Below are 14,673 nucleotides of genomic sequence, written 5' to 3'. Positions count from 1 at the left end.
ACCTTGTAAGGAGCCGATCCGCCCATGAACCACGCCGCCCGCTTCCACGACCGTGTCGCCGTGGTCACCGGAGCCGCATCGGGCATCGGCGCGGCCACCGCCGAACGCCTCGCCGCCGAGGGTGCGGCCGTCGTCCTCGCCGACACAGCCGCCGATCGCGGCCGGAGCGTCGCCAAGACCATCACCGAAACCGGCGGCCGCGCCGGCTTCGTCGAGGCGGACGTCTCGCGGGAGAGCGACTGGGAGCAGGTGGTACGTGCCGCGCACGCCTTCGGTCCCGTCGGCGTCCTCGTCAGCAACGCCTTCACCGTCGACGTCGCCGCGGCCCACGAGCTGTCGCTCGCCTCCTGGGAGCGCCAGCTCGCCGTCAATCTCACCGGCGGCTTCCTCGGATTCAAGGCGGCGCTGCCCGATCTGCGGGAGCAGCGCGGAGCGGTGGTGCTGACCTCCTCCGTCCACGCACGCAAAGGCATCCCGGGCCATCCCGCCTACGCCGCGTCCAAAGGAGCCCTGCTGTCCCTGTGCGGTCAGCTCGCCGTGGAGTACGGGCCCGAGGTGCGGGTCAACGCCGTGCTGCCCGGGCCGATCCTCACCGCCGCCTGGGACCGGGTACCGGAGGAGGACCGGCGGCGCAGCGTCGCCGAGACCGCGGCCCGCCGCTTCGGCACACCGGACGAAGTCGCCGCCGCCATCGCCTTCCTGGCCGCCGACGAAGCCTCCTACATCACCGGATCGAGCCTGGTCGTGGACGGCGGCTGGAGCGTGCTCAAGGCCTCGGCATGAGGCCGCTGCGCTCCCGTCCACCACGACCCGACCAGCAGAAAGGCAGAACCATATGACGCCATACGCGCGTCGCGGAGTGCACGGCCAGACCGTGGAGACGCTCGCGCGCCGGGTGCTCAGCGGCGAGATACCGGAAGGCGCGACGCTCGATCTCGTCGCGTTGCAGGGGGAACTCGACGTCAGTCTGACCGCGCTGCGTGAATCGCTGAAGGTGCTGGCGGCCAAGGGCATGGTCGACGCACGCCAGAAGCGCGGCACGTTCGTCAGGGCACGGTCCGACTGGAACCTGCTCGACGCGGACGTACTGCGCTGGCAGTTCGCGGGCGGCACCACCTCCTCCGGCAACGACCTCGGACTGCTCCGCGACCTCGGCGAGGTCCGCGGGATCATCGAGCCCGCCGCCGTACGGCTGGCAGCCGCACGCCGCACCGAAGCCGACCTCGATGCCCTGGACGCCGCGTTGACGGCGATGGCCGAGCAGCACGCCGGAGCCGCCCACGCCGTGGAGGCCGACCTCGCCTTCCACCGGGCGCTCCTCGCCGCCACCCACAACGAACTGCTGGAACGCATGGAGATGGTCATCGAGTCCGGCCTCGCGCACCGCGACCGGATCGTGCACAGCTCCCCGCACACCGAGGACCCGGTGCCCAGCCACCGGGCCGTGCTCGACGCCGTACGCGCGCGGGACCCGGACCGCGCGGAGGCCGCGATGCGGGCCCTGCTCGACCAGGCGTCGCGCGACCTCGACAAGGTCCACGGTTCGACCGGCAGTTCCGCGGAGGAGTCCGCCGACAAGAAGGGCCCCGACAGCCTGTGAAGATCGCTCGCGTCGAAACGTTCCTCGCACCGCCCCGCTGGCTGTTCTGCCGTATCGAGACGGACGACGGGGTCGTCGGCTGGGGCGAGCCGGTCGTCGAAGGCCGCGCCGAGGTGGTCCGCGCGGCCGTCGGCGTCCTCGCCGAATACCTTGTGGGCCAGGACCCGTTGCGTATCGAGGACCACTGGCAGGTGCTGAGCAAGGGCGGCTTCTACCGCGGCGGCCCGGTGCTCTCCAGCGCCGTCGCCGGCCTTGACCAGGCCCTGTGGGACATCGCGGGCAAGACGTACGGAGCGCCGGTGCACGCCCTGCTCGGCGGGCCCGTCCGCGACAGGGTGCGGGTCTACGCCTGGGTCGGCGGCGACGAACCCGCGCGGCTCACCGAGGAGATCGCCGCCCAGGTCGAGGCCGGATTCACCGCGGTCAAGATGAACGCCGCGGGCTGCACCTCGCCGATCACCACTGCGGCCGAGACCGCCGCGGTGGTCGACCGGGTGGCGGCGGCCCGCGAGGCGCTCGGCCCGCACCGGGACGTCGCCGTCGACTTCCACGGCCGTTTCACCCCCGCGAGCAGCCGTCGGGTGCTCGCCGAACTGGGCCCGCTGCACCCGCTGTTCGCCGAGGAACCGCTGCTGCCCGAGCACGGACATCTGCTGCCCGGCCTGGTCGCCGCCAGCCCGGTGCCGATCGCGACCGGCGAACGGCTCTACGGACGCGCCGAGTTCCTGCCCGCACTCGCCGCGGGCATCGCCGTCGCCCAGCCGGACCTCTCGCACGCCGGCGGCATCTCGGAGGTCCACCGGATCGCCTCGCTCGCCGACACGTACGGCGCCCAGCTCGCACCACACTGCCCGCTCGGCCCGATCGCGCTCGCCGCCAGTCTCCAAGTCGCCTTCTGCACGCCGAACTTCCTGATCCAGGAGCAGAGCCGGGGCATCCACTACAACAAGGAGGCCGATCTGCTCTCGTATCTCGTGGACACCGAGCCCTTCCGGTTCGTCGCCGGCCATGCGCACCGCACCGAGCTCCCCGGGCTCGGCATCGACATCGACGAGGCGGCCGTGCGCGCCGCCGATCGCACCGGCCACTCCTGGCGCAATCCGGTGTGGCGGCACTCGGACGGCTCGTTCGGGGAATGGTGAGCCACATGGACACCTTGCGGATCACCACCGACGCCGCCCACGGCGGGCGTTGGACCTCACTCAGCGCAGCCGGGCGGGAGTGGCTGTGGCACCGGGACGAGCCCCGTCGGGCGGACGTCGCTCCGGATGACCCTTTCGCCGACGCCGGCGGACTGGAGGAGTGCGTCCCCACGATCCGGGGCGTGCCCGACCACGGCGACGCCTGGGCGCGGCCCTGGCGCGCGAACGGCGGTGAGGAGTACGTCGAATGCCCGGACTTCCGCCTCGGCCGGCGGATCCGTACGGACGGACCGGCGGCCGTCGTCGACTACCGGCTGACCGCCGAGCCCGGCTACCGCTTCCTGTGGGCCGCGCACGCGCTGCTCGACCTGTCCCCGACGGCCAGGCTCGGGATTCGGGACGGCGCGACGACACGGCTGTACCCGGACGGCGGCGCACAGTGGCAGCAGGCACCCTGGCCGCTGGCCGGTGGAATGCGGCTCGACCGGCTCGGCCCCGACGACGGCACTGCGGTCGGCGCGGTGATCGACAGCCATGAGGCATACGTCCATGACGAGGGCCACACACTGCACTTGGCGGTCGAGGCCGAAGGCCAGCCCGTGTCCGTGGCGCTCTGGCGCAACCTGCGCGGCTTTCCGGACGAGGATCCGTACCGCTCCATCGGCGTCGAGCCGATGCTCGGGCGCGTCTTCGATCTCGCGGCGGCAGGCCCGGCGGACGCAGCACGCGTACCGGCGACCGGAGAAGTCCGCTGGCGGCTGACGGTGACGGCCTCCCACCGTCCCTGACCGCGACCACGTGTACGAGATCTGGACCCGTACGAACCCGATCACGCACCAGAAAGGACTCCGGCCCGTGGATCTGACGGCCGCACTGCGCTCCCGCCGTCTTGTCGCCATCGTGCGCGGCGACAACCCTCAGGCGGCGCTCGACACCGTACTGACCCTGGTCGACGAGGACATCACGCTGGTCGAGATCTCGCTCAGCGGCCAGGACGCGCTCGACGTGATCGCCGAGGCCCGCGCCGCGCTGGGACCCGACGCGCCACTGGGCGCGGGCACGGTGCTGACTTCCGGCGACGCCCGCGCGGTGCAACGCGCAGGGGCCGACTTCGTGGTCACGCCCGCGCTCTGCGAGGGCATCACTACGGCCAAGGAGCTGGGGCTCCCGGTGCTCGCCGGCGTGATGACGCCGAGCGAGATCGTGGCGGGACTGCGGCTCGGCGCCGATGCGCTCAAGCTGTTCCCAGCTGCTCAGGCAGGCGGTTTGGAGTATCTGCGGGCGCTGCGCGGACCGTTTCCCGAGGTGCGGTTCGTGCCCGTCGGGGGAGTGGACGCGGGCGTGGCGCGGGACTGTCTGGCGGCCGGTGCGACGGCCGTTGGCGTCGGTTCACCGCTCATCGGCGACGCGGCCGCCGGCGGGAGCCTGGAGGCACTGCGGGCGCGGGCCCGCGCCTTCGTCAAGGCCGTGGCGGAAACGGAAGGAGAGCCGCGATGAGCGCCCCAGAACCGGAACCGGAACCGGAACCGGGACCGGAACCGGTGGGCTGCTGGTCCGAGCGCTTCGAACTCGGCGAGGGCATCCGACGGTTCGACGACTCGATCGTGCTGGTCGACATACTCAGCGGCAGGCTGCTGTCCGCACCGGACCGTAAGTCTCCGCTGCGCGTACGGGCCCAACTGCCCGTCCCGCTCGGCGCGGTGGCCCCGGTCGCCGGATCTCCCGGCAGCTGGATCGCCGCCGCGGGCACCGGCATCTGCCGTATCGGCCCCGATGGAAACGCCCAGTGGCTGGCCCGTCCCGAGGACGAAGCGCCCGTGCCCATGCGCATGAACGACGCCACCGCCGACCCGTACGGCCGGTTCTGGGCCGGCAGCATGGCGTACGACACCACAAAGGCCGCGGGCTCCCTCTACCGCGTGGACCGGGACGGCACCGTCAGCCGCGCGCTGACCGGCATCACCATCCCGAACGGCCCCGCGTTCACGGCGGATTGCTCGCTCATGTACCTCGCCGACAGCGCCCGCGGCGTCATCCGCAGCTACTCCGTCGACCCGGGCACCGGCGCCCTCGGCGCGCCCACGGACTTCGCCGCGCTGGATGAGGGCAGCCCCGACGGGATGACCGTCGACGTCAACGGCGGTCTGTGGACCGCCGTCTGGGGCGCGGGTGCGGTCCACCGCTATCTCCCCGACGGCACACTCGACCGCGTGGTCCGGGTCCCGGCCCCGCAGCCGGCCGGTGTCTGCCTGGACGGACACACGCTCTGGATCACCAGCGCCCGCATCGGTCTCGCGGAGCCCGGCCCGCTGGACGGCGCCGTCTTCACCGCGCGCGTCGACGTCCCCGGACCGCCGGCCGCCGTCTACCGCCCGGAGAAACCCGCATGACCGCCGACATGACAACCGATCGGACTGCCCAGTGGCGGCCTGCACCGGGCCCGGTGGCCTGCATCGGCGAGACCATGGCCGCGCTGGCACCCGAGCCGCTCGCGCCGCTGGAGTCGGCGGAGCTGCTCCGCCTCGATGTGGCGGGCGCCGAGTCGAATGTGGCGATGTACCTCGCCGATCACGGCGTCCCCGTCCGCTGGGTCTCGGCGCTCGGCGACGATCCGTTCGGACGGCGGGTCCGCGGCCGCATCGCCGCCCGCGGCGTCGACACCGGCGGCGTACGCACCGACCCGGACCGCCCGACCGGACTGCTCGTCAAGACCCCGGCCGCCGACGGCACCCGCGTCCACTACTACCGCCGGGGCTCAGCGGCCTCCGCTCTCACTCCCGAGGTGCTGCACGACGCGGCCGTGCGCACCGCGTCCGTCGTCCATCTCACCGGAATCACCGCGGCCCTCTCACCGTCCTGCCGCGCCCTGGTCACCGAGGCGCTGGCGTCGGCAACGGCTGAACGCCCTTACGCCGTGAGCTTCGACGTCAACCACCGGCCCGCGCTGTGGATCGACGGTTCGGCCCCTGACGTCCTGCACGACCTCGCCGACCGCGCCGACATCACCTTCGTCGGCCTCGACGAGGCTCAGGCTCTGTGGGGCGGCCTTGCGGACGCCGCTGCGGTACGGAAGCTGCTGCCGGGTCCGCGCATCCTCGTCGTCAAGGACGGCGGCCGCGCCGCGACCGCGTTCACCGGCGACGGACCGTGCACGGTCCCCACCCGGCCTGCCGAGGTCGTCGAACCCGTCGGCGCGGGCGACGCCTTCGCGGCCGGGTTCCTCTGCGGAGTGCTGCGCGGACACGACACCGTGCGGGCACTGCGGCTCGGCCATCTCACCGCCGGTTCGGCCCTGCGCGTCAGCGGCGACCACGGCCCGCTGCCGTCCCCGGACCGCATCGCCGAACTGCTCGAGGCGACCGACGAGGCGTGGCTGACGCACCCAGGCGCCCCGGACGCCTCTGGCGCAACGGCGACTTGGCGCAACCTGGACACCGGCAGACGATGACCCGACGGGTCGGCCGCCCTCACTCTGATTGACCATGCAACCAACCAAGAATTGGCGGCGGCGGACAGCCGTTGTGGGAGCCGCGATGGCAACACTCGCGGCAGGCAGTGCCGTCCCCGGCGCGGCGCAGAACGCGAACGCCGCGGGCGCCCGGCCGGCCGCGGCGAAGTCCGCGCCGCAGAGCCATACCGTCACCCTCATCACCGGCGACTCGGTCACCGTCGACCGCTACCCCGACGGCAGGCAGTCGGCCCTCGTGCACCCCGCTCCCGGTCACGCCAGAGGCGGATTCAGCACCCGCGAGGTCGACGGCAGAGTGCACGTCGTGCCGCTGTCGGTGGTGCCGTATCTGTCCTCGGGGCAGCTGGACGCCGCGCTGTTCGACATCACCGGGCTGATCGAGCAGGGATACGACGACACCCGCGCCGCCCGCCTGCCTCTCATCGTCACCTACGGCTCCTCCGCCCGGACTGCCGCACGGCAACTGCCGGAAGGCAGCACCCGGAAGGCCGTTCTGACGAGCATCGACGGTGCCGCGATCAGTTCTGCCAAGACCGAACTCGACGACTTCTGGGACTCGGTCACCAACGAGACGTCCACGAAGTCCGCTGCCGCCACCGAACCGCGGCTCGGCCAGGGCATCGAGAAGATCTGGCTGGACCAGCGGGTCCGGGGCACTCTCGACCGCAGCGTGGCCCAGATCGGCGCTCCTGAGGTGTGGAAGAGCGGAGCGACCGGCAAGGGCGTCAAGGTCGCCGTCCTGGACACCGGCGTCGACGCCGAACACCCGGACCTGAAGGGCCGGGTCAGCGAGGCCCGCAACTTCAGCGACTCCGACAGCACCCGCGACCTCGTCGGCCACGGCACGCATGTCGCCGCGACCATCGCGGGCAGCGGCGCGGCCGCCAACGGGACCCGCAAGGGCGTCGCTCCGGACGCGGAGCTGCTCGTCGGCAAGGTGCTCGGAGACAGCGGCTCGGGCTCGTACTCCCAGGTGCTGCAAGGGATGGAGTGGGCCGCGCGTTCCGGCGCCAAGGTGGTGAACATGAGCCTGGGCGGCCCGGCGGGCGAGGACGACCCGCTGGTCACCGCGGTGGAACAGCTGACGGCCGAGACCGGTGCGCTGTTCGTGGTGGCCGCGGGCAACGACGGCCCCGGAGCCTCCACCGTGGGCTCGCCCGGCACCGCGCCCCAGGCCCTGACCGTGGGCGCCGTGGACCGCGACGAGACGCTCGCCGACTTCTCCAGCCGGGGCCCGGCAGGCACGGACGACGCGCTCAAGCCCGACCTCACCGCACCCGGCGTCGGCATCGTCGCGGCCCGGGCCGCGGGGACGACGATGGGAACGCCCGAAGGAGCCTCGTACACCGCCGCCTCCGGCACGTCGATGGCCACTCCCCATGTGGCGGGCGCGGCGGCCCTGTTGGTCCAGCAGCACCCCGCGTGGACTCCGCAGAACATCAAGGACGCCCTGATCAGCACGGCCCGGACCGCGCAGGGCCGATCGGCGGACGAGCAGGGCGGCGGCAGGGTCGATGTCGCCCGGGCCTCGGCACAATCTGTGTTCGCCACCGGCACGCTCGACCTCGGACTGCGTGAGATCGGCACCGAGAAGGTCGTCAAGCAGGTCTCGTACACCAACGCCACCACCGCGCCGGTACGCCTGGACCTGAAACTGACGGTGCAGAACATCACGGGCGACACCGTCCCGGCCGGGGCCTTCCAGGCTTGGAACCGCCTCGGTGTCCATCGCCCCCGGCGAGAGTGTCCAGGTGCCGGTGACGGCCGATCCGCAGATCGCGGGCCGCGGCAGATTCAGCGGACATCTGTCCGCCGTATCCGCCGACGGCACCACCGCCGTGCACACCTCGATCGGCATGACCGTCCAGGGCAAGCTCCGCACCCTGACCCTGAAGATGCTCGACCGTCACGGAAAGCCGGCCCCGGTGCCGGTGTTCGAGGTCTACGGCTCCGACTACCGCTGGGACACGCTCGGCGGAATCCTGCCCGGCGGCAACGGCACGGCCAGAGTGACCCTCCCCGAGGACACGTACTTCCTCAAGGCCCTGATTCCCGGCGAGGACGTCACCGGCGGTCAGCTCACCCAGGCCGTCCGCCCGGAGGTCGAGCTGACCGGGGACCGTACGGTCGTGCTCGACGCCCGGACCGCCACGCCCGTCAACGTCCGTACGCCGAAGCCCTCGGAACAGCAGGGCATGATTCACTTCGGCACCCACCGCGCCGTGGGCGTGCGGGACATCTCCAGCACCGTCATCGAATTCGACACCGTCAAAAAGGTGTTCGTCACTCCTACCGAGAAGGTCAGGAAGGGCACGTTCGAGCTCTACTCGCGCTGGCGGATGGTCGCACCGCGGCTCCTCGTCCGTGCGCAGGGTGCCGGGGCGCCGCAGCTGAACCCGGTCCTCTTCAACCAGTCGCCGCCGTTGGACGGCAGCCGGCGCCTGCCCGTCGTGTTCGTCGGAACGGGCAGCGAGCAGGATCTGGCGGGCAAGGACCTGCGCGGCAAGCTGGCCCTCATGCGCGCCGACGGCCACCACGGAGATCAGATCGCGCGGGTCGCCGCGGCCGGCGCGTCCGCCGGAATGGTCATCAACGAGTTCAGCGGACCGGTGTGGAAGCCGTGGACGCCGGAGGGCGAACGCGACGCCGCACTGAGCCTCCAAGTGCCGCAGGAGCAGGGCGAAGCACTGGTCGAGCTGTTGAAGCGGCGGCCGGTGACGCTCGAACTGTCGGGCACGTCGGCCAGCTCGTATCTGTACGACCTCACGCTCGTCGAGAAGTCGGCCGTCCCCGCGCGGCTCGACTACACGGTCAAGAAGTCCGGCACCGCCACGGTCGTCTCCCGCTACCACCGGCCCGGTCGGACCCAGTGGACGGGGGAGCAGCGTTTCGCCTGGCGTCCCTGGCAGGCCACCAGCTTCGCTCTGGACCACCAGAGCTACGTCAAGATCCCGAGCACCCGGGTGGAGACGGTCAGCGCCGGCGACACGCTGTGGCGGCACCGGGTCACCCATCAGATCCCCTGGAACCAACTGGGGTCCCTCGCCGGCGGATTGAACGACGCCCTCCGAGTCCACCGGGCGGGCCGGACCGAGCACGAGGACTGGTTCGGTTCGGTGATCCGGCCCGCTGCCCCGCAGGGCGTCGACGGGTTCGACTCGGTGCGCGACGCGGACCGCTTCACGCTGCGCCTGCCGGAGTTCGCCGACAGCGGCCGCGGCCACTACGGCTTCATCGGCGGCGACGAAGGTGACCGGGTCAGGACGCGCCTCTACCGCGACGGCGAACTCGTCGCGGACGGCACGTCCCCCTGGGGCGACTTCCCGGCCGGACCGGGCAGGGGCACGTACCAGCTCCTGGTGGAGACCAGCCGCAAGTCGGCCGACTGGAACTTCTCCACGGAGACCGGCACCCGCTGGAGCTTCACCTCCGCTCCCTCCGCCAAGAGCGCGCTCCTGCCGCTGATCCAGCTCGACTACGACGTGCCGGTGGACACCCGGAACCTGGTCCGGCGAGCCCGCGTCGAGCTGGGGGTCACCGCACGTCACCAGGACGGCTTCAGCGGGCCGCGCATCGCCCGCCTCCAGTTGTGGACCTCCACCGACGACGGCGTCCACTGGACCGAGGCACGGCACCTGGACTCCGGGGGCCACGGCAGCTACACGGCCCGGGTCGACCACTCCCGCACCCCCGCGGGCAGCCATGTCTCACTTCGTGTGAAGGCATGGGACACCGCGGGCAACGCGGTCGAACAGACGGTGCTGCGCGCCTACGGCATCGCCAAGCACTGACCCGTCCCGCCCGCCGGGGTCACATCCAGCCCCGGCGGGCGGCCTGCCAGGCCAGTTGCATCCTGGTGGCGGCGCCAGCGAGCGTCATCAGATGCTGGATCCGGCGCTGCACCGTGCGCTTGCTCAGCCCCAGTTGACTGGCGATCGCCTTGTCCGCGATGCCCGCGACCAGCAGGGAGAGCAGATGCTGGTCGGCCGCCGACAGCGAAGCCCCGTTAGCCGAACCGTCCGTGCCGCTGACGGCCCCGGACTCCGTCACGTTCAACGGCACGGCGGTCTCCCAGTACCGCTCGAACAGCGCGACCAGCGCGTCCAGCAGGCTGCTGCCGCGGACCAGCGCCGCCGTCGGCTCCTCCTGGCTGCCGCCGGGACCGCCGGGCACCAGCGGGCACACCGCAACGGTCCGGTCCGCGACCGCGAGGCGCAACGGCAGCTGCGGAACCGCACGGGCGACCTCCCCGGCGATCACGGCCTTGGCAACGTTGTCCACCGAGCCCGGGTCGTCGAAGAAGGCCTGCTCGTACAGGACCCGGTAGCGCACTCCGCGGGCGAGAGCGTCGAACTCGGCGCTGTTGCTGCCCGACGGCATGGCCACGTACTGGGCCTTGCAGAACCAGAGCAGTTCATGGCGGGCGTTGTCCTGCACCTGTCGCAGATTCTGCCGCAGCGCCTCGGCGCCGGTGATCACCTCGATGAGCTGTCCGGCGTCCCGGCGGCGCGTATTGCTGCGGTACGTCTCCACCAGATCGCCCACCGCGACACGAGCCTGCTCCAGAGCGTCGGCCCGCTGCCGCAGTTGGGGCAGGAGCGCGACATCCGGTGGAGTGGCGGTGAAACGCCGCGGAGTCCCGCCCACGCTGCTGGCCAGCCCCTTGCGCTCCAGCGCCGACAGCACGGCCTCGGTCTCGCCGGGCCCCAGATCCGACCGCTGCGACACTTCCCGCGCGGTGGCCGAAGCGAGGGTCACGAGAATCCGGTACACACCCTCCTCGGACGTCGAAAGACCCGCCTCCTGCAGCACGATGTTTCCCCTCCCACCCCCGAGCCTTGGCCCGCATTCTGCCCCACGGTCCGACCGGCGTTTCCCTCCGACTGACCTGCGCGCACCTACCCCTTGCGCGAGTCGTACGCGACCCCGGCGGCGACCAGGTCCTCCCAGGCCATGCCGACGCTCTTGAACAGCCGGGGCCGGGAGCCGTCGGCCACGACCGTGCCGCGCGCGAGATCCGCGAGGCCGACGAGCCAGTCGGGGTCCAGCGCTCCCGAAGCGACGGCCTGGATCACATCGCCCGCCTCACGCAGCGCGGCGCCGCGCGCCTCGACCACCACCGTCGAGCGGCGCACCGTCTCGTCGTCCACCTCGCGCGCCTCGGGCTCGTGCGAGCCGACCGCGACGACCGTCGCATGCGCGGGCAGCGCCGAACCGTCGAAGAGCGGCGTACGGGCCGTGGTGCAGCAGGCGACCAGATCCGCCCGGTCCACCGCGTCGGGCGTACCGGCCTCGACCGCCGGGCCCGAATCTCCGTACTGCCGCAGGAAGTTCGCGAGCCGCGCCGGATCACGGCCGACGACCGTGATGTGCCGCAGTTCGCGGACGGTGCACAGGGCCTCGATATGGCTGTGTGCCTGTGGGCCGGTCCCGAAGACGACCAGGCGTTCGGCCTCCGGCACGGCGAGCAGGTCGGCCGCGGCGGCCGAGACCGCGGCGGTACGGATGGCGGTCAGCGCGACCCCGTCCAGCACGGCGAGCGGAGTCAACGTGCGTGCGTCGAGCAGCAGATAGCTGCCCTGGATGCGCGGCAGCCCGAGTGTCGCGTTGCCCGGCGCCACCGTGGCGATCTTGACGCCCGCATGGCGGAAGGAGTGCGACGGCATCAGCAGCAGCTGCCCGTGCTCGACCGGGACGACGGCACGCGCCGGGTCGGCCTCCGGGTCGAGCCCGGCGCGCAGCGCCTCCTGGAGCGCAGTGATCAACGTGCCCATCGGCAGTGCCGCGCGCACTTCGTCGGCGTCCATGAATGCCGTCGTGCCCTGGCTCATCCGGCCCTCCAGCGGAAGATCGTCCATTGCTCCGGACGTTACCCCCGATGTCCCGCGGACGACGGGCGGCGGCCCGGCGCAGAGAGCGCCGGGCCGCCGTCGCACCGGGCCGGATCAGACGTTCGGCACTTTGAGCTTGTCCCAACTCGCCTTTCCCGGAATACCGTCCGCGTCGCTGCCCGAGAAACCCAGCTTGCGCTGCCAGGCGGCGTACGACTTGCGGTCGGCCTCCGACCAGTCCGGGCTCGGTCCCTCCTCGTACCGTCCGCAGCCCTCCGCGACCAGCCGCTTGCCCATGGCCGTGATGATCGGGCTGCGCCGGCCCGCCGCGAAGAAGGCGGCTCCGGGGAACGGCTCGAACGTGGCCGACGGCTTGGACGCCGGCGGCTTCGTCGGTCCCGACGGCTTGCCGCCGAGGCGCTGCCCGATCCGGGCGCGCATCGAATCCATCGTGAATCCGCGCGGGTCGACCTTCCCCGGCTGCCACTCCTTGTGGCCGATCACCGAGCGCTGGGACCAGCCGTGCGCCCGGCAGATCGCGGCCGCCGCCTTCTCGATCGCCTCCAGCTGCGCGGCGGGCCAAGGGTCCGTGCCATTGCCCTTGTTGACGCACTCGAAGCCGTAGAAATACCGGTTGCCGTCGGTGTTGGCCTCGTTGTCGGCCGGCAGCCCGGTCTCGTTGATCACCGCGCGCAGCACATCGTCGTCGCCGAGGCCCGCGTGGTTGGCGCGGCCGTTGCCGACGAGATAGACCGTGCCGTCCTTGGCTATCACGCCGTGGCACAGCGGCCCCGGCAGGCTGGAGTGGCCGTTGTAGCAGAGCTCCACGGAGCTCTCGGTGCCCGAGGTCACGGTGTGATGGATCATCACACCGTGCATGGGCCCCCACGGGCCCTTGTGGTTGCGGTTGTGCGTACGCCAGCTGCGGTGCTCGACGACCTTGAGGCCTTCGTCACGCAGCGCCTTGAGCAGTCTGGAGGCGGACAGAGGCGTTGCCATCGTGGTGCTCCTTCCCAGGTTGCGTCAGTTCTCGGGCTGTCCGACGGCGTCGTGCCCGGTGCCCGGAGCGGCGGAACCTTCCGCCGTCAGGACCTCGACCGGCGCAGCCTCTGCCTCGGCGCTCTCCTCCGCCGCCAGGGCCTGCGCGTCCGCGGCCGGTACGGCGGTCGCGAGCGGCGCGAACGCGAAGCGCAGATCGGCCACCGAACCCTCGCCGAGCACCCAGGCCAGCGGCGCGTAGTGGACCTGATTCCCGGCCGGGGCCTGGAGCAGCGGCCGGCGCGCCGCGTCCGTGGGCCACTCGACATTGCCCGTCGCGGTGCGCGCCGGCACCAGCCAGAAGTCGCCCGAGCGATAGGTCTTTCCGGCCTCGAAGTAGACGAACACGCCGTCCTCCAGCGGCAGCCAGCCGCCTTCCTCGATCCGGACCGCGCCGCCCTTCAGCTTCGAAGCGCCCTGCTTGCCGGGCGCCGAGCCCGCGCCCCGCGAGGCGGTCCGCTGGTCCCAGCGGCGCAGGAACGGATGCAGTTCGGGACGCCGGCCCACCGACGGGTCCGGCTCGCCGGAGAGCCGAACGCGCCGGCCCGGCAGATCGAGCTCCTCGACCCGCAGCAGCGGCAGCGGCTCGCCACGGCTGATGTAGGCACTGTCCACGAACTCCACCCAGTCGCCGACGTTCAGATCGAGCTTGTCGTCGCTGCCGAGCGATGCCAGCTCGACCCAGGTGCCGTCGAGTTCGTCGACCGGGAAGGTCACCGAACCGTTCTCCCGGGACCACTTGAACGTCGCGTCCTTCGCCGCTCCGCCGTCATGGATCTCCACCCGGTACATCTGGTTCTCCGGGCCGCGGTACCGCGCGTCCGGCTTCACCAGGCACGGGTCCTCGTCCGCGTGGTCGGGACGCTCGCTGCGCGCCGCCATCCGCGCGCTCGGCGCCTGCGCCGCCGCCCACTTGGCGAACGCCGCACGGACCTGGTCCTTCGTCGCGCCGTCCTCGATCTCCAACTGCGAGCCGGGCAGCGGCAGCACCTGCCAGACCACCTTCAGCCGGGCCGCCGTGTCGGGCATCGCCGAACCCAGCGCCACCTCGCGCAGCAGCGGGTCCTCGGCCGCCGTGACCGAACGCTCCCAGACCTTCAGACAGGCGAGATACGGGTAGGCCGACGGCAGCCGGTCGCCCGGGCGCTCCGGGTCCCGGTAGCCGTCCGGCTGGTCCCAGTACGTCCAGGTGGCGGGCGGCTGCGGCGCCGGCGTCGCGTCCTTCTCGCCCTCGTCGGCGGTGTGCGCGTCGTCCTCGACCGGGACGCCGGGCGCGGGACGCGTCGCGTCCAGCAGGATGCCGTCCACGTAGTAGCGGCCGCCGCCGATGGACAGATCGTCGAGCTCCCGCCGGTCGCCCGTGAAGTGCAGCTCGAATCCGGTCGCACCGCTCGGGCCGCCGTGCTGCCCGATCAGATCGGCCGCGGTCGTACGGGCCTGCTGCAGCTGGATCGCGGTCTGCTCGTTGGCGTCGGCGTCGAGCTGGACGCGGCCCTGCTGTGCGATCACCGCCGAGTAGCGCCGGTCCGGCCGGAAGGTGCTGCGGGAGATGTCTGCGTGCATGGGAAGGGGTCCCCCTCAAAGATTGGGCAG

The 14,673-nt window shown here is 72.1% G+C and carries 13 protein-coding genes and 1 pseudogene; 9 read left to right on the top strand and 5 right to left on the bottom strand.

The genetic code is table 11. The features are described 5' to 3' along the window. The first annotated feature begins 24 nt into the window (after positions 1 to 24). The 7 genes from ACH4YL_RS01490 to ACH4YL_RS01460 all read left to right on the top strand — a co-directional run bounded on the left by ACH4YL_RS01490 (position 25) and on the right by ACH4YL_RS01460 (position 6,190). Entirely contained in the window at positions 25 to 783 is a 759-nt protein-coding gene (locus ACH4YL_RS01490) for an SDR family NAD(P)-dependent oxidoreductase (RefSeq protein ID WP_398503649.1), read from the top strand. 52 nt (positions 784 to 835) lie between these two features. Beyond that, a complete protein-coding gene (locus ACH4YL_RS01485) occupies positions 836 to 1,600 on the top strand; it encodes a FadR/GntR family transcriptional regulator (protein WP_398503647.1) in 765 nt (254 codons plus the stop codon). Next, entirely contained in the window at positions 1,597 to 2,742 is a 1,146-nt protein-coding gene (dgoD, locus tag ACH4YL_RS01480) for a galactonate dehydratase (protein WP_398503645.1), read from the top strand. The genes ACH4YL_RS01485 and dgoD overlap by 4 nt, the downstream gene beginning before the upstream one ends. A gap of 5 nt (positions 2,743 to 2,747) precedes the next feature. After that, entirely contained in the window at positions 2,748 to 3,530 is a 783-nt protein-coding gene (locus tag ACH4YL_RS01475) for a hypothetical protein (RefSeq protein ID WP_398503644.1), read from the top strand. 67 nt (positions 3,531 to 3,597) lie between these two features. Next, complete coding sequence (locus ACH4YL_RS01470) at positions 3,598 to 4,239, top strand: bifunctional 4-hydroxy-2-oxoglutarate aldolase/2-dehydro-3-deoxy-phosphogluconate aldolase (protein ID WP_398504362.1); 642 nt, start codon at positions 3,598 to 3,600, stop codon at positions 4,237 to 4,239. Continuing rightward, positions 4,236 to 5,132: an SMP-30/gluconolactonase/LRE family protein gene (locus ACH4YL_RS01465; RefSeq protein ID WP_398503643.1), complete on the top strand. Its 897-nt coding sequence runs from the start codon at positions 4,236 to 4,238 to the stop codon at positions 5,130 to 5,132. The genes ACH4YL_RS01470 and ACH4YL_RS01465 overlap by 4 nt, the downstream gene beginning before the upstream one ends. An 8-nt stretch (positions 5,133 to 5,140) precedes the next feature. Continuing rightward, positions 5,141 to 6,190 carry a sugar kinase gene (locus ACH4YL_RS01460; protein ID WP_398503641.1) on the top strand — a complete coding sequence of 350 codons (1,050 nt, stop codon included), beginning with the start codon at positions 5,141 to 5,143 and terminating at the stop codon, positions 6,188 to 6,190. Positions 6,191 to 6,463: 273 nt separating this feature from the next. Here ACH4YL_RS01460 and ACH4YL_RS01455 read toward each other — a convergent pair whose 3' ends face one another. Next, positions 6,464 to 6,640, bottom strand: coding sequence for a hypothetical protein (locus tag ACH4YL_RS01455; protein WP_398503640.1), 177 nt, complete (start codon positions 6,638 to 6,640; stop codon positions 6,464 to 6,466). Between the two features lie 241 nt (positions 6,641 to 6,881). Between ACH4YL_RS01455 and ACH4YL_RS01450 the strand changes: the two are divergent. Further along, positions 6,882 to 7,652: pseudogene (locus ACH4YL_RS01450) on the top strand (S8 family peptidase); the annotation flags it as partial. A 280-nt stretch (positions 7,653 to 7,932) separates the two neighbouring features. Next, a complete protein-coding gene (locus ACH4YL_RS01445; RefSeq protein WP_398503638.1) occupies positions 7,933 to 10,002 on the top strand; it encodes a hypothetical protein in 2,070 nt (689 codons plus the stop codon). A gap of 19 nt (positions 10,003 to 10,021) precedes the next feature. Here ACH4YL_RS01445 and ACH4YL_RS01440 read toward each other — a convergent pair whose 3' ends face one another. The 4 genes from ACH4YL_RS01440 to ACH4YL_RS01425 all read right to left on the bottom strand — a co-directional run bounded on the left by ACH4YL_RS01440 (position 10,022) and on the right by ACH4YL_RS01425 (position 14,643). Further along, positions 10,022 to 11,026 carry a helix-turn-helix domain-containing protein gene (locus tag ACH4YL_RS01440; RefSeq protein WP_398504360.1) on the bottom strand — a complete coding sequence of 335 codons (1,005 nt, stop codon included), beginning with the start codon at positions 11,024 to 11,026 and terminating at the stop codon, positions 10,022 to 10,024. Between the two features lie 83 nt (positions 11,027 to 11,109). Next, on the bottom strand, positions 11,110 to 12,069 hold the full coding sequence (locus ACH4YL_RS01435; protein WP_398503637.1) for an ornithine cyclodeaminase family protein: 960 nt from the start codon (positions 12,067 to 12,069) through the stop codon (positions 11,110 to 11,112). 87 nt (positions 12,070 to 12,156) lie between these two features. Then, a complete protein-coding gene (locus tag ACH4YL_RS01430) occupies positions 12,157 to 13,041 on the bottom strand; it encodes a peptidoglycan-binding protein (RefSeq protein ID WP_398503636.1) in 885 nt (294 codons plus the stop codon). 24 nt (positions 13,042 to 13,065) lie between these two features. Then, positions 13,066 to 14,643 (bottom strand): DUF6519 domain-containing protein, encoded by a 1,578-nt coding sequence (locus ACH4YL_RS01425; RefSeq protein ID WP_398503634.1) that lies wholly within the window; start codon positions 14,641 to 14,643, stop codon positions 13,066 to 13,068. Positions 14,644 to 14,673: the final 30 nt, after the last annotated feature.

This window comes from Streptomyces sp. NPDC020681 (assembly GCF_044334895.1).
Classification (GTDB): Bacteria; Actinomycetota; Actinomycetes; order Streptomycetales; family Streptomycetaceae; genus Streptomyces.
This window is presented reverse-complemented; position numbering and strand designations above follow the sequence as displayed.

Coding starts and splice junctions, on each gene's coding strand:
- ACH4YL_RS01490 (WP_398503649.1), top strand. CDS start 25: ATGAACCACGCCGCCCGCTTCCACGACCGTGTCGCCGTGGTCACCGGA.
- ACH4YL_RS01485 (WP_398503647.1), top strand. CDS start 836: ATGACGCCATACGCGCGTCGCGGAGTGCACGGCCAGACCGTGGAGACG.
- ACH4YL_RS01475 (WP_398503644.1), top strand. CDS start 2,748: ATGGACACCTTGCGGATCACCACCGACGCCGCCCACGGCGGGCGTTGG.
- ACH4YL_RS01465 (WP_398503643.1), top strand. CDS start 4,236: ATGAGCGCCCCAGAACCGGAACCGGAACCGGAACCGGGACCGGAACCG.
- ACH4YL_RS01460 (WP_398503641.1), top strand. CDS start 5,141: ATGACAACCGATCGGACTGCCCAGTGGCGGCCTGCACCGGGCCCGGTG.
- ACH4YL_RS01435 (WP_398503637.1), bottom strand. CDS start 12,069: ATGGACGATCTTCCGCTGGAGGGCCGGATGAGCCAGGGCACGACGGCA.
- ACH4YL_RS01430 (WP_398503636.1), bottom strand. CDS start 13,041: ATGGCAACGCCTCTGTCCGCCTCCAGACTGCTCAAGGCGCTGCGTGAC.
- ACH4YL_RS01425 (WP_398503634.1), bottom strand. CDS start 14,643: ATGCACGCAGACATCTCCCGCAGCACCTTCCGGCCGGACCGGCGCTAC.